This window comes from Halorussus litoreus (assembly GCF_003382685.1).
Classification (GTDB): domain Archaea; phylum Halobacteriota; class Halobacteria; order Halobacteriales; family Haladaptataceae; genus Halorussus; species Halorussus litoreus.
Genome location: NZ_KZ859511.1, coordinates 94,015 through 108,924 on the forward strand (window position 1 = coordinate 94,015; position 14,910 = coordinate 108,924).

The 14,910-nt window shown below is 64.7% G+C and carries 13 protein-coding genes; 7 read left to right on the plus strand and 6 right to left on the minus strand.

The genetic code is table 11. The features are described from left to right. Position 1: 1 nt before the first annotated feature. The 6 genes from DPQ64_RS05685 to hisC all read right to left on the minus strand — a co-directional run bounded on the left by DPQ64_RS05685 (position 2) and on the right by hisC (position 4,663). Entirely contained in the window at positions 2-1,153 is a 1,152-nt protein-coding gene (locus DPQ64_RS05685; RefSeq protein WP_115863394.1) for an extracellular solute-binding protein, read from the minus strand. A gap of 323 nt (positions 1,154-1,476) precedes the next feature. Continuing rightward, a complete protein-coding gene (locus tag DPQ64_RS05690) occupies positions 1,477-2,001 on the minus strand; it encodes a multiprotein bridging factor aMBF1 (protein ID WP_115863395.1) in 525 nt (174 codons plus the stop codon). 97 nt (positions 2,002-2,098) lie between these two features. After that, on the minus strand, positions 2,099-2,362 hold the full coding sequence (locus DPQ64_RS05695) for a hypothetical protein (RefSeq protein ID WP_115863396.1): 264 nt from the start codon (positions 2,360-2,362) through the stop codon (positions 2,099-2,101). A 56-nt stretch (positions 2,363-2,418) separates the two neighbouring features. Further along, entirely contained in the window at positions 2,419-3,027 is a 609-nt protein-coding gene (locus DPQ64_RS05700; RefSeq protein ID WP_115863397.1) for a CDP-alcohol phosphatidyltransferase family protein, read from the minus strand. Then, on the minus strand, positions 3,024-3,551 hold the full coding sequence (locus DPQ64_RS05705) for an adenylate kinase family protein (protein ID WP_115863398.1): 528 nt from the start codon (positions 3,549-3,551) through the stop codon (positions 3,024-3,026). Before DPQ64_RS05705 ends, DPQ64_RS05700 begins: the two co-directional genes overlap by 4 nt. Further along, on the minus strand, positions 3,548-4,663 hold the full coding sequence (hisC, locus tag DPQ64_RS05710; RefSeq protein WP_115863399.1) for a histidinol-phosphate transaminase: 1,116 nt from the start codon (positions 4,661-4,663) through the stop codon (positions 3,548-3,550). Before hisC ends, DPQ64_RS05705 begins: the two co-directional genes overlap by 4 nt. A 141-nt stretch (positions 4,664-4,804) precedes the next feature. Here hisC and DPQ64_RS18620 point away from each other — a divergent pair, with 141 nt between their 5' ends. The 7 genes from DPQ64_RS18620 (at position 4,805) to DPQ64_RS05740 (ending at position 14,397) form a co-directional block, all read left to right on the plus strand. After that, positions 4,805-5,764, plus strand: coding sequence for a hypothetical protein (locus DPQ64_RS18620; RefSeq protein ID WP_157971603.1), 960 nt, complete (start codon positions 4,805-4,807; stop codon positions 5,762-5,764). Positions 5,765-5,989: 225 nt separating this feature from the next. After that, positions 5,990-7,699, plus strand: a complete 1,710-nt coding sequence (locus DPQ64_RS05720; protein ID WP_115863401.1) for an NADH-quinone oxidoreductase subunit D — start codon at positions 5,990-5,992, stop codon at positions 7,697-7,699. A gap of 150 nt (positions 7,700-7,849) precedes the next feature. Further along, entirely contained in the window at positions 7,850-8,410 is a 561-nt protein-coding gene (locus tag DPQ64_RS18625) for a hypothetical protein (RefSeq protein ID WP_157971604.1), read from the plus strand. A 49-nt stretch (positions 8,411-8,459) separates the two neighbouring features. Then, complete coding sequence (locus DPQ64_RS05725; RefSeq protein WP_115863402.1) at positions 8,460-9,425, plus strand: TIGR03557 family F420-dependent LLM class oxidoreductase; 966 nt, start codon at positions 8,460-8,462, stop codon at positions 9,423-9,425. 117 nt (positions 9,426-9,542) lie between these two features. Continuing rightward, entirely contained in the window at positions 9,543-10,508 is a 966-nt protein-coding gene (locus DPQ64_RS05730; RefSeq protein ID WP_115863403.1) for a DUF4349 domain-containing protein, read from the plus strand. Positions 10,509-10,935: 427 nt separating this feature from the next. Then, the gene (locus tag DPQ64_RS05735; protein ID WP_232820496.1) at positions 10,936-12,852 is read left to right on the plus strand and encodes a PQQ-binding-like beta-propeller repeat protein; all 1,917 of its coding nucleotides are present in this window, start codon (positions 10,936-10,938) and stop codon (positions 12,850-12,852) included. Between the two features lie 336 nt (positions 12,853-13,188). Then, positions 13,189-14,397: a LeuA family protein gene (locus DPQ64_RS05740; RefSeq protein ID WP_198662024.1), complete on the plus strand. Its 1,209-nt coding sequence runs from the start codon at positions 13,189-13,191 to the stop codon at positions 14,395-14,397. Positions 14,398-14,910 lie beyond the last annotated feature (513 nt).

Consider the following 14,910-nt stretch of genomic DNA (forward strand, 5'->3'; position numbering starts at 1 on the left):
TTTACAGCCCAGCGCCCCGGGTGATCTCCTGAATGATGTCCTCCTGCTTGTCGATGAGTTCCTGCTGGTCGACCGTGAACTCGGTCTCGTCGTACCGGCTCTGGTCGGGGAACTCGTCGGGCATGTCCATCTCCGAGGCCCGGATCGGCCGGGCGTACGCGTCGAGGAAGTGCTGCTGGCCCTCGATGGAGAGCACGTAGTCCATGAACAGCTTGGCTGCCTCGGGGTTGGGCGCATCCGCGAGCAGGGCGTAACCGTACAGTGCGTTGAACGCGCCTTTGTTGCCGTTCTCGCCGCCGAGCAGCGCGACGCCGACGTTCTCTTCGGGCACGTCGTCGTTGTTGTACTTCAGGTCGAGCCCGGAGTAGTCGTACCGGACGAACGAGGCGTACTCGCCCCGGGTGAACTGCGCGAGGAAGTTGTCGGTGTACTCCGCGCCACCCTCCTGGATCTCGTTGTAGTAGTCGATGACCGGCTGCACGTCGTCGAGCGAGCCGCCCCGGGCGTTGTTGACCGACAGCGCCGCCGCGAGGCCGACCGCGGCCTGCGGGGTCTGGAGCGCGAGGTCCTGCATGATGTCGGGGTGGAGCAGATCCTCCCACGTCTCGGGCTCGTCGAGGCCCCGCTCCTCGTAGATGTCCTTGCGGTAGGTGAGCGCCGTGGTCACCTTTCGGGTCCCGGTGACGTGACCGTCCTCGGTCTTGGCGTCGTCGGGCACCTTGTCCCAGTTGGCCGGCTTGTACGCTTGGGTCAGGCCGTCCTTCTGGGCCTGGATGTTGTAGGTGTAGCCGCCGTTGAACCCGGAGTGGGTCGGGTTCTGGGCGACCGAGCGGGCGTCCTGAAGCGCCTCGCCAGACGAGCGATCGTCGTCGTTGAGCTGGACGCCGTAGTTCTCGTCGAACGCCTCCATCACCGACGGCCAGTTCATCCACCCGGACTGGACGCAGTAGATGTACAGCTTCTCCTCGGTCGGGAACGTCGAGGAGTTGACCGTGGTCTCGAACTCGCCGTAGCCGACGTCGTACTCTTCGCCGTCGCCGCCATCGTCGCCCGAACCGCCGGTGAGGTCGCCGATACAACCTGCAGCACTTGCACCGACCGCCGTTGCCGAGCCCGCGAGGAGCTTCCGCCGAGTGAGTTTTGTATCTCTCATTGCAACAGGTTGTGCATCCGGGAGACCCGGCATAAACCCTTCGTTCACGTTATATATACTCGACTGACGTGTCCGTTGCCGTCGTTTCCGTCAGTGTGAGTATCGATCCCCACGTACCACTATGTAGATTGGTTCTCGGCGGTGGGGTAATTACTGTCGAGCAACCGCGACAATCGCTGTTCGGGTCGACCGAGCAGCATTCGAAGAAGTCCGGGACTCTGCGTTCGCGAGGCCGGCGCACGCGTGCGCCGGCCTCGCGAACGCGTTTCGAGGATTCACGCGGAGGGCCGTTTCGCGAACCACCGCACCGCCGGTCGCAACCGTCAGTCCTTGCGCTTGACCACGTCGCCGAGGGTGTACTCGCCGGTGGAACTGCCGCCGCTCCACTCCTCGTCCTCGTCGGCCGAGCTACCGGCGGTCAGCGAGAAGTCGAACTTGCGCTCGAGCTTCGTCTGGACCTCGTCGCTCGGGAGCACGTCGCCCCGCTCTAACTTGCGGATGAGGCTGGCCTTCTCGTTCAGGTCGCCGGCGAGGTCCTCCTGACTCAAGCCGGCGCTCTCCCGGGCGCTCCGGATGCGCTCGTCGTAGTCCTGCGCGAGCTCGTCCATGTCGTCGAACATGTCCGAGCGCCGGGTCTGGGAGGAACTCGACGACCCGCCCGAAGAGGACGACGACGAGGAACTCCCCGACGACGAGGTCGAGTACTTGGTGGACGTGGAACTCGTCTCCTGGGTCTTGACCTCGGTACCGAAGTCCGAGCAGTTGTCACAGACCTCCAACTCGGCCCCCTCGACCTTGACGGTCTTCGGGGCCCCCGTCTCTGCACCGCACATCTCACACTGAACCATACCCGCAGGTAGTTCTCGACCACTCTTAAATTCCACGCCGCTGGTGGTCCCCGCCGGAGTCGTGAGACGGCCCGTTCGCAACCGCGACGATCACGGGCTACCGCAGGTCGTCGTCTTCGTCGTCGGACTCGCTGTCCCTGAGGAATCCGAAGCCCTGTTTCACCTCGTCGTCGCGCTCGAAGTACTTCAGGATGCGGCGGCATTTCTCGCGGGAGAGCCGCGTCTCGCGGGTCAGCTCGAACAGCGAGTCGACCTCTTCGGCGGTCTCGAGGAACTCCTCCATGGTTATGTGGCTGTTCGCCGGCAGAATGTCGTCTAAGTCGACGTTGATTCCGAGTTCTCCTGGTCGCTCGTCACTCATGCAGCCGCACAATTGTTTTCAACTGCAAGAAGGTTTAAAAAGTTAACTGAATCGACCTACGACAACTCCAGCCACGCGTAGTAGAACCGCTGGAGCGCCGTGAGATGGCCCACGACCGCGAAGACGACGAGCAGCCAGCCGACCGGCGACAGCCCGGCCACCTCGGCGGAGACGAACGCCGCGAGCACGCCCGTCGCGCCCATCAGCGCGAGCCTGTCGGCCCGGCCGAGCAGTCCGCCGTACACCCGGTCGAGGTCGACTGCTTGGGCCTGCGTCCCGAGGTAAGAGGTCATTAGCACGCCGGTAACGGCGGCCAGCCCGAGTGCGAATCGGCCGACGCCCGCGGCCAGCCCGACGATGATGACGATGTCCGCGTACCGGTCGAGCACGTGGTCGAGCAGGTCGCCGGCCTTCGAGTCGGTGCCGAGCTCCCGGGCCAGCGCGCCGTCGAGCAGGTCGAGCCAGCCGTTGAGGAACACAAGCAGGGCCGCCACGAGGTACCAGACCGGGTCGCTCCCGCCGAGGTAGAACGCCGCGCCCGCGCCGCCAGCCAGCACGAAGGCGACCACGCTCACCGTGTCGGGGGTCAGCCCGAGTCTGGTCGACAGCGAGACGAACGGGCCGAGCACGCGGTCGGCGACCGAGCGGAACTGATCGAGCGTCATAGGTAGTCGAGGTAGTCCACCTCCCCAGCGCTCGGGTCGCGCTCGCCCGCGAGGACGGACCGTATCTCGTCGGCGACCGCGTCGGGGTCGCGCTCGGTCGTCTCGAGCTCGTACACGTTCTCGACGCCGTGCTCGCTCACCGCCTCCGAGAGGATGACGTCGAGGGCCTCGCTCTCGGCGTTCTCCTCAGCCTTCGCATCGGACTCGCCGCGCTCGGTGAGCCGTCGCTCCAGTTCCTCGGGATGACACCGCAGAACGACCACCTTGTCCACGTCGAGGTGGTGAGCGAGGTGCGACTCTACGAGCAGGTCCTCGCGGTCCGCGAGTCGCTCAGCCACGGCGTCGAGATCGGCCACGAGGCTGTCGCGGTCCTCGTCGCGCTCGTCCCACAGGCCCTCCTCGCGGATGAGCTCGTTGAGGTGGACAACGTCGAGGTCGAACTCCGCGGACGCCGACTCGGTCTCCAGCGCCTCGACCGCGCTGGTCTTGCCCGTACCGGGCGTCCCGGTGACCGCGACCCTCATCCCGACACCTCCTCCTCGTGGTCGGTTCGCTCCTCCTCGCGGTCCGCGAGCACTTCGGCGAGTTCGGAGACGGCTCGCTCGGTCTCGGCCTCGGTTCCGCAGGTGACTCGGACGCATTCCGGGAGGCCGAAGCTCGTGCAGTCCCGGACGATGACGCCCCGGTGCTGGAGTTCCTCGGCGACCGCGCTAGCGTCGCCGACCTCCACGAGCACGAAGTTGGCGTGGCTCTCCCACGTTCGCGCTTCGAGGTGTTTCGAGATGTACTCTCGCGCCCACGCGGCGGTCTCGACCGTCTTTTCGGCGTGCTCGTCGTCGTCCAGCGCGGCGAGCCCGGCCCGGCAGGCGATCTCGCTCGCGGCGAACGGGGTGTTGACCCGGGCGTAGGCGTCGGCCCACTCCGCGGGGACGACGCCGTAGCCGAGGCGCACGCCCGCCAGCCCGTACACCTTCGAGAACGTCCGGACCACCGCCACGTCGTCGCGCTCGTCGAGGAGGTCCACCGCGCTCGGCGCGTCGGCGAACTCGCCGTACGCCTCGTCGACCACGACGAGGGTCTGCTCGTCGGTCTCGGTGGCGATGGTCTCGACCGCGTCGAGGTCGAACCGACCGCCGGTGGGGTTGTGCGGGCTCGTGAGGTACACCACCCGCTCGCCGTCGTAGTCGTCGAGCACCGCGTCGGCGGTGAGCGCGAAGTCGTCGGCCTTCGAGACGGTGTACTCGCGGACGTCGCCGTGGTGGTACCGGGCGCTCATGCCGTAGTAGGCGAAGCCGGGGTCGGGCACGAGCACCCGGTCGTCGGGCGCGAGCATCGCCCGCGAGAGATAGTCGAGCACGCCGTCCCCGCCGTTGGCCAGCCACACCTGCTCGGACGCGACGTCCCAGCGGTCGGCCAGCTTCTCGGCGAGGTCGGCGTGGGAGGCCTTCGGGTAGGAGTTCGCCGACCCGGCGGCCTCCCGGATGGCCTCGACCGCGACGGGGCTCGGGCCGAATGGGTTCTCGTTCGACGCGAGCTTGACGAGGTCGTCTGGGTCGAGTCCGAGTTCCCGAGCGACCTCCTCGACGCCCCGTCCGGCCTGATACACGGCGTGTCCGGAGAGGTCCCGTGGTTGCATGTTCGAGAGGTATGGACGGCTCGCCTTAAGCGTGCCCACCTGCGCCAGCGTTCTCCGGCTCACGTCGGCAAATTGATTGTCAGAATCCGCCCGATACGCATAAGGACAGTCCCGTGCTGAAACTCCACGGGGGATTTAATTATGGCACGAGAAAATCGCAGCGATTGGGGGACGAATCGACAGGAACGCGGCCAGCAGAGCGACGCGGAGTCGCAGGGCCGATACTCCTCAGGCGGCCGCGATCGACGAAGGGGAGAACAGCGCGGTCGGCAGAGCCAGCACGGCCAGCAGACCCAGCGCGGAGGCAGTCAGCACGGCCAGCAGAGTCGATACGGCCAACAGCGCCGGGGCGGCCGACAGAGTCAGCACGGTCAACAGGGTCGGCAGGGCTCCCAGCAGACCGGCGGCCACGAGCAGACGGGACAGCACCAGACTGGGCGAGACCAGATGGGCAGCCGCGACATTCAGGAGCAGGGCCGACATCTGACACGTGGCCAGCAGGGCCAGCAGAGCCAACATGGACAGCAGGGACGACACGGCCAGCAGAGCCAGCACGGCGGCAGACAGCAGAGCCAACGCGACCAGCAGAGCCGCGGTAGAAGCCGCCGGTTCGGCTCGCAAGAAGGCAGCCGGGGCGGCCAGCAGGGCCAGTCGGGTCACCAGTCGAGCCAGCGCCACGACGTCGGCCAGAATCAGGGCCGCAGCCAACAGTCCCACGGTGAGAGCGGCGTCCACAGCCTGAGCCAGCACGGCGGCCGCGGCGGCCAGTACACCGGTCACGAGCAGGGTGGCCAGTCCGACCAGCACGGCCAACAGAGTCAGCACGGCCAGCAGGGTCGGTCCAGCCAGCACGGCCAACGGGGCCAGCACGAGCAGTCCAGCCAACGCGGCGGACGCAGTCAGCAGGGCCGCGGAGAGCACGGCCACCGCGAGCAGGGCCAGAACCAGTACGGCGGAAGCTCCGAGAGCGGGTTCAGTCCACTCCAGCAGACGATGATGCGCGGCGAGGACCAGCAACAGGGTCGCCAGAGCGACGAGGAGCGGGGCCGGGGAAGTCAGACGTCGCAGGGCCAAGGCCACCAGTCCGAGCGCCGATACTGAGTCGCTCGACTTCGTACTGGAGTCGGCCGACTTCGTACTGGAGTCGGCCGACTTCGTACTGAGCCGTCCGAACTCGCTTTCTTTCGCCGACGGTGCCGACCCGAGCAGCCGTTAGCCCTTTTGTCGTTCGACGCTCATTCGAACCACTATGGGAATGGGGAGCCCGCGGAGAAACGAAACCGACCAGGGCTGGTGGCCGTCGGCAGGGAAGGTCGGTGATAGCCGATGAGCGACGCCTCTGAGAGCGACCCCGGCGTCGAAACCGTCGAGCAACCCGGCGTCGTCGACTACGACGCGCTGGAGGACCTGCTCGGCGACCGCGTCATCCGACGGGAGAGCCATCTCAACGCCGAGGGGTTCGTGATACGGCCCGGCGACGTACAGGAGGTGCTCGGAAGGCTCAAGCGCGAAGCCGGGTTCGACCACCTCTCGCTGCTTACCGCACAGGAGTACGAGGACCGCTACGAGAGCATCTACCACCTCAAGAAGTACGACGACCCGTCACAGGAGGTCAGCGTGGTTGTCCCGTCCGGCAGGGACGACCCCCGGAACGAGAGCGCCGCGCCGGTGTACAAAACCGCGGAGTGGCACGAGCGCGAGGCGTACGACCTCGTCGGCATCGCGTACGAGGGCCACCCGGACCTGCGGCGCATCCTGCTGCCCGAGACGTGGCAGGGCCACCCGCTGGCCCGCGATTACGATCAGGACAAGCCCCAGGTGGTCGCGCTGAAGGAACACGTCAATCCGCTCACCGAGACCCAGCGCGAGACCGAGTCCCAGTCGGGGGAGGACGCCGACTCGGACTCCGGGTCGGACACGATGTTCCTCAACATCGGGCCCCATCACCCCGCGACCCACGGCGTGCTCCATCTCAAGACGGTGCTCAGCGGCGAACAGGTCTCCGACGTCGAGCCCGACATCGGCTACCTCCACCGCTGCGAAGAGCAGATGTGCCAGACGAAGAACTACCGTTACCAGATCATGCCGTACCCCGACCGGTGGGACTACACCGCGAACCTCCCGAACGAGTGGGCGTACGCCCGTGCCGCGGAGGACCTGAACGACATCGACGTGCCGGAGTACGCCCAGATCCTCCGGACGATGTCGGTGGAGTTCGGCCGCATCATGGGCCACATGCTCGCGGTGGGGACGTTCGCGCTCGACGTCTACGGCGACTTCACGGCGACGTTCATGTACTCCATCCGCGACCGGGAGATCGTCCAGAACATCCTCGAAGATCTGACGGGCCAGCGCATGATGTTCAACTACTTCCGGCTCGGCGGGGTGGTGTGGGACGTTCCGGAACCCCGCGAGGACTGGTTCGACAAGATCCGGGAGTTCCTCGACCAGATCCCGCGCCACGTCGCGGAGTACCACGACCTGCTGACCGACAACGAACTCTTCCAGATGCGGACGGTCGACACGGGCATCATCTCCGAGGAGCAGGCGAAGGCGTACGGCTGCACCGGCCCGGTCGCGCGCGGGTCGGGCGTCGACATGGACCTGCGCCGGGACGACCCGTACGGCTACTACGAGCAACTCGACTGGAACGTGGTCACCGAACCGTACGGTGACAACTTCTCGCGCCTGATGGTCCGCCTGCGCGAGGTCGAGGAGTCCGCGAAGATCATCCAGCAGTGTCTCGACCTGCTGGAGGACTGGCCGGAAGACGAGCGGACGATTCAGAGCAACGTGCCCCGGACGCTCAAGCCCGAGGACGACACCGAGATCTACCGGGCGGTCGAGGCCGCCAAAGGGGAGATGGGCGTGTACATCCGGGCCGACGGCACCTCCCAGCCCGCCCGGTTCAAGATCCGGAGCCCGTGTTTCAACAACCTTCACTCGCTGGAGGCGATGGCGGAGGGCGAGTACGTGCCGGACCTGGTCGCGGCGCTCGGGAGTCTGGACATCGTGCTCGGGTCGGTGGATAGGTAGTTCCTAAGTTATGTCCTACCGTTCTTACGCTGATGGTAGTCAGACAGTTGTAGCCTGTATTGCTGCTGTATATCGGGAGAACCCAATTAGTGAAATATATGACATTTATTGGGAGCGGTTATAATAGGTGGAAAGACATCTTTTAGAGACATGGATGCGGAAACGTACGTAGACGGACTGATTGAAACACGCCGAGAAGGGATGATTGAACGGGCATCATGGATTTCGGAACATCGAATAACGTTTTCCGGCGGGACAGTTTTGTTTGGTGGTGAGGAAGCTCTGATTCTCTACGAGGATTCTCAACTCTGCTATATTGACGGAGTCTTCTCAGGAGCCATAATCATGGGCCAGTCATTTCTTGAACAGTCTATCTGTGGGCTTGCATACAGTGCTGGCGAATTTGATGAAGGTGACCGGCCATCGTATCGCGATGCTGTACAATTCCTTGAGGAGAACGATATTGTTGCTCCTGACGATGTAGAAGGAGTAGCGCTGAATGAGTTACACGAACTCAGAAATCCACTTGTTCATTTCCGCCCAATAACAGACGAAACCACTTTCTCAGGCCGGGTAAGAGAAAACATCCGTGAAGAACCGGAGGCGAAGGCTCCAACTACAGAGGAACTACTCAAAGAGGATGCAGAACAAGTGTTGAAATCCGTTTTCTCAGTCGTCAAAATATTTGGTGTCGGTTCCGGATCGGGATAGCCAGTTTGCTAGCCACAACCCCCTTACCGACTACCACCGTGCCATCTCCATGGTCGAACTCGGATACACCCTCTCCAGCGAGGAGCACCCGCCGAACGACCTCGTGGACCACGCGGTCCGCGCCGAGGAGCTCGGCTTCGACTTCGTCTCGATCTCGGACCACTTCCACCCGTGGTTGAGCGAGCAAGACGAGGCACCGTTCGTCTGGTCGACGCTCGGGGGCGTCGCGCGCGCGACCGAGGACGTGGACGTGGGCGTGGGCGTGACCTGTCCCATCATGCGATTCCACCCGGCGCTCGCCGCGCAGGCCACTGCGACGGTCGCGTCGATGCTGGAGGAGAGCGACCAGCAGTTCTACTTTGGCGTGGGCACCGGCGAGAACCTCAACGAACACGTGCTCGGGGACCACTGGCCGCCCCACCGCGTGCGCCTCGACATGCTCGAAGAGGCGGTCGCCGTCATCCGAAAGCTCTGGAGCGGCGAGATGGTGAGTCGCCACGGCGACCACTTCACCGTCGAGAACGCGAAACTGTTCACCACGCCCGAGGAGACCCCGCCGATCTGCGTGTCGGCGTACGGCCCACAGACCGCGAAGAAGGCCGCGGATTTCGGCGACGGCTTCTGGTCGGTCGGCCCGCAGGACGTGGTCGAGACTTTCGAGGAGGCGGGCGGCGAGGGACCCACGTTCAGCCAGCTCACGGTCTGCTACGCCGACGACGAGGACGAGGCCGTCGCGACCGCCCACGAGTACTGGCGAAACAGCGTTCTGCCCGGCCAGCTCGCCACCGAACTGGAGACCCACAAGCTGTTCGAGCAGGCGACCGAGTTGGTTTCGGAGGAGGACGTGCGCGAGGCCGACAGCATCGTGACCGACCCAGACCCCGAGGCCCACGTCGAGAGCATCCGGGAGTTCGTCGACGCGGGGTACGACCACGTGTACGTCCACCAGATCGGCCCGGATCAGGAGTCGTTCTTCGAGTGCTACGAGGAGGAGGTGCTGCCCGCGTTTCAGTAGCCCGACCATTTTCAGGAGGGGTCGGCCGACGACGGTCGCAGTTGACGGCCGACCGATGCTCAAACGGTCGTTTCACTCATCCGTAGCTTTAGGACGGTTCGGCGTCGTGTCGAACGCATGGCACGCGATAGACGACGCTGGCTGATCGCCGTGGCGCTCGTCCTGCTGGTCGCCCTCGCCGGATGCTCGGGCAGCGGGGGCGGTGACGCCGGCGGTGGCGGCGCACCGGCCACCGCGGCCGCGGAGGACGTCCAAGACCAGGGCACCGCGGCCGAGAAGAGCGGCGACGGCGAGCGCGCCGGAAGCGCCGACTACGGCGCACAGGACGGACAGACCCGTCAGCGAGCGCTTGTCAGAACCGGCACGGTGGCGCTGACGGTCGACGACTACGACGCGACCCGGCGCAACCTGACCCAGCGAACTCGGGCGTACGGCGGGTTCGTCAGCGACACCGGCGAGCAGGTCCACACCCGCGAGAACCGGTCGTGGACCACCGGCGAACTCGTCCTCCGGGTCCCAAAGGAGAACTTCTCGGCGCTGCTCGAGGAGACCAAGCGAGCGGGCGAGGTCCGGGAGGCCTCGACCGGCACGAAGGACGTGACCGACCAACTGGTCGATCTGGGGGCTCGCCTCGAGAATCTCCGAAACCAGCGCGACCAACTCCGCGAGCTGTACGAGGAGGCCAACGAGACCGAGACCGTGCTCCAGATTCAAGAGCGCCTGTCGGAGGTTCAAACCGAGATCGAACGCCTCGAAGCCCAGCGGGAGTCCCTCCGGCAGCGAGTCGCCTACTCCACGCTGACGGTCGGACTGAACGAACCCGAGCCGGAGTCGAGCGCCACCGTCGACCCGGACAAGTGGTACGAGACGGGGCTGCTCTCGGCGTTCGTCTCCTCGGCTCGCGGCGTGGTGGTCGTCGCGCGTGGCCTCGCCGTGGGGCTCGCCTACGCGACGCCGTACCTGCTCGCGTTCGGGGTTCCCGTGGTCGGAGCAGTCGCGTTCTGGCGGCGACGACAGCGGTCACCGCGACCCTCGGCGGTGCGCGAGAACGCGCAGGCCGGGGACAGCAACGACGGTGAATGACGAAGGGGAGGCGGCGGCTCTGTTGGAATCCAATTTATTCGACACGACCGCTACTGAGAGAGCCGATAGATGGGTGTGACTCTGCTGAAATGAGATCGTCGCAGCTTGTCGTGTCGCTATCTGTCGGATTCGGCCGCTGCTCTGCGCGCCGTATTTCGGTGTCTCTAACCTCAGATTTTTATTATAGCCCTTCTTCCGCCCCGTCATGACTCAGCTTCCGCGCCGGGCCGTGTTGGCTAGCGGCCTCGCGATTGCCTCGGGCGTTGCCGGCTGTTCCCAGCTTCGTTCACGAGTCGACAATTCCCTGCTCGAAGACACAGACTGGCCGGCGTGGACGGAGTGGATCGCCGCACCAGAATCCGGAGAACCTGCCATCAGTTATGTCTCTCCGAAGTATCTGGCTTCGCAGCCCCGGGGACGAGTGGACTTGTTCGACTCGCTCGCCATCGCAGAGATCATTGCTCCGCTCGACCGCTGGGAGTCGCTTTCCCCGCGGCAGGTCGAGTATCTCCTCATGCAGCACGGCAGCCAGCCGGTCGTGGTCATCGAAGGCGATATTGACCGAACAGCAGTTCGGTCGGAGGCCGAGGACCGCTCCCAAGGTGACGAGGGGCTCGAACCGATCGGGGTGGATTCCGAGGAGTTCGAAACGTACCGAACCGGATTATCCGGGACAGATTCCGTCATCGCGCTCGGGGAACAAACACTCGTACTCGGCACCACACGTTCGGCCGTTCGACGGACTCTCAACGCGAAGTTGGGGGAGCGCGAGCGGTACCACGAGTCGAGTGATGAGCTTCGGGACGTGCTCTCAAAAACCGTCACTTCGATCGATGCGGTGCCCGATTACGCCCCCTCGGTTCGCGATGCGCCGATTCGATGGGTATGGCCCGCAAGGGATCGGTACACGTTCGAAGCTGCCGTCGGGAACGCAGAAGCATTCTACTATTTTTTGGGCTTCGACGAGCGGTATCAAGGTTCTGACGATGAGAAACGGCAACAAACCACTGAGCGGCTTGAATCAGCGCACACCTCACCGCTGTCCGTTGAGAAGCCAGTGTTGAACGGCTCGACAGTACGAGTGAGGGCTCTCATCGCTGCCGGGCTCCGGCGCGCGGCAAACGGCGACTGGCACCTCGGGATCGACGTCAGGCAGACTGACTCGGAGAAACGCCAGTCGTTTCCGAGGACTGCTGGCTTCGAGAGACACCCCGATGGGGATCTCCTCGTCAAAACCTTTGACTCCGTCCACAAAGTGGACCCCGAGTCCGGAACGTTCTCGTGGACGTACGACCCGCCGTTCTATCCGGTAGCGATACAACCTGCCGAAGACGGCCACGTACTCGTAGACGGGCGGCCTGCCGTATCCGGGCCCGACTACAATTTCAGCGTACTCAACGGCACCAACGGGGAGGACCTCACGACCGACACAGGGATTGATAATTCCATCCGTCATCCTGGACGGGTCGCTGACGGCACGGTATACGGCACTAGATGGAATGATCACCGCGCGAAGCTGAGGGCTACCCCCATAAGCGGTAGCAGGAGCGATAGATGGGAGTTCGACGCCCCGAACGATTCGTCGTTGACCGTCCTCGCGGCGACTCCGGACGTCGTTGCAGTCTGGGAGCGATCCCTCCCCAGAAACGTGTACCTCCTCGATGCGGCGTCCGGGTCGGTTCTGCGTGAATGGTCCTACGAGGAGGTCTTCGGTGGGAAGAACAGGTCAGGCGTCGTTCCCCTGAAGACCGACACTCACGTTTTCATCAACAAATTTGATGGAGGGAAAAGTCCGTTCGGTTACGGGCCACTCTGGGGAATCCCGCTGTCGCCGGATGGAGAGGACGCGTACCTTCCGCTCGAAGGAGCGCTGCCCGAAGCTTTCTCAGCAGTCGCCTCCGAACCGTTCGACAGCGTGAGGATCGATAGTCACGTCCTCGGGCAGCGTCGGTATCAAACGTTCCACGACGGACGGATATTCGCCGTTACCGGCGATGTCTGGCGCGAGGGTGGCTACTTCGAGATCTTGGTTCCGGACAGTCCGTCGTCCAGCGAGATGCAGACGACCCGAGAACTACTGGTCGAGTTCGACCACCCGCTCACGACGCTGCCGGCCGTCACGGATAGCCACGTCTACTTCCAAGACACGTCGGGGCTGTACGCAGTCGCCCGGGACTCCGGCGAGCGCGTCTGGGAGTCCGCCGACGTACCGCGCCTGCAAGACGTTTACAGCGCCGGCAGCGGCCGTCTTTCCCTCTTGGGGGAGACTGGCGTCTATTCATTGACGAATCCGACAACGGAGATCGGGCTCCCATTCGAGCAATTGATGGTCCCGGGTATGTAGACCGGCATCGCGATCTTCTACGATGAATCGGACCATCTTCACACGAACTCGGACTCATCGACGAGCAGGGGATAAGCCGGAGTCGCGCGCGATATTCTTTCCCACCTAAACGAGGACAAGCAAGACCCGTGGTCTTCGATAAAAAATCTCCTTAGAAATCCATGTTTAAGGTCGACTTAGGAGTATCCAGTCGATTCAGGCCGTTTGTGTCGTGCGGTTTCGGGCCTAGCTACCCTGTCACAGACTCCCCGATAGCTCGCCGCCGACCTGTCGCAGCGGTAGGTTTAAATACCGGAACACTCCCAGAAGGAGGTACGATGTCCGACAACGACACGCATTCGTCCGGTACCAGCCGGGCGGGTCGAGTTCTTCGATGGCACGCTAGCCAATAACACAGAATTCGACTCTGCACGAGTATTCGACACGACGCTGCGGGATGGGGAACAGGCACCGCGGACTTCTTTCTCGTACGACGAGAAGCGCGAGATAGCTGCCGCTCTCGACGAGATGGGCACCCACGTCATCGAGGCTGGGTTCCCGGTCAACTCCGACGCGGAGTTCGAGGCGGTCAGCGACATCGCCGCGAGCACCACCTCGACCACCTGCGGGCTGGCCCGCGTGGTCGACAAGGACGTGGAGGCGGCCCTCGACTCCGGCGTCGAGCTGGTCCACGTCTTCGCGTCGACCAGCGACGTGCAACTGGAGGACGCGATGCACGCCACCCGCGAGGAGGTCGTCGAGCGCTCCGTCGACGCCGTCGAGCGCGTGAAGGAGGCGGGCGCGACGGCGATGTTCTCGCCCATGGACGCCACGCGGACCGACGAGGCGTTCCTGCAGGAGATCGTCGAGGCCGTCAGCGAGGTCGGCGTCGACTGGATCAACGTGCCCGACACCTGCGGCGTCGCCACGCCGACCCGGTTCGGCGAACTGATCGCGAAGTTCACCGACTGGACCGACGCGCGCATCGACGTCCACACCCACGACGACTTCGGGATGGCCGCGGCCAACGCCATCGCCGGATTCGAAGCGGGAGCCGAGCAGGTCCAGGTGTCGGTCAACGGCATCGGCGAGCGCGCGGGCAACGCGGCCTACGAGGAGGTCGTGATGGCCGTCGAGTCGGTGTACGGCGTCGACACCGGCATCGACACCACCGGCATCGCCGACATCTCGGCGGCAGTCGAAGCGTACAGCGACGTGCCGACTCCCGCGAACAAGCCCATCACCGGCGCGAACGCGTTCGCCCACGAGAGCGGCATCCACGCCGCGGGCGTCATCGAGAACTCCGACACGTTCGAGCCGGGCGTGATGACCCCCGAGATGGTGGGGGTCGAGCGGGAGTTCGTCCTGGGCAAGCACACCGGCACCAACTCGGTCCGCAAGCGCCTGGAGGACTGCGGCTTCGACCCGAGCGACGAGGAGGTCCGGACGGTCACCCGGCGGGTCAAGGACTACGGCGCGGACAAGAACCGCGTCACGGTGCGGGACCTGAAGCGGTTCGCCCGCGAAGCCGGCGTGGCGCGCGAGGAAGCGGAGGCGAGCGCTTGATGGCGACCGCCCGATTCGCCTCTCCCGGCCAGCGGCGCGTGGCGGGTTCAGGGCGGTGGAGTCGTCGTTTCGGGCGCTGGCGTCGACAGTCGGCCGTGTCTGCGAAAGAGAATGTGCGGGTCACGCGAGGTTCGCACAAACGTTGCCACGATGGCGAAGGTTATCACCCCACGGGTCGGAACGGTCCATATACGGATGCGACAGTCCTGCACCACTCCGGGTCAGCCCCTCGGAACCAGCGGGACCGTCGAGCGCGAGCTGATTATTGTAGGGGTCTAGCCCCTACACCACCCCTTCTCCGAACCACTCCGTCCGCATCGCTCCAGAACCTATCAGCACGCGCTCGACCGACAGTGAAACACACCCGACCGACACCCACGAACCCAGACGCACAGCCCGCAGAGCAACGCGGCACGCCGAAACAGCACCGCACCGCGACAGCACCCGGCCGTGGGGGGGGCGCCGGCGGGAACGGGAAGGGGGGCGTCAAAAGAAGCCGGTGGCCAGACGCGC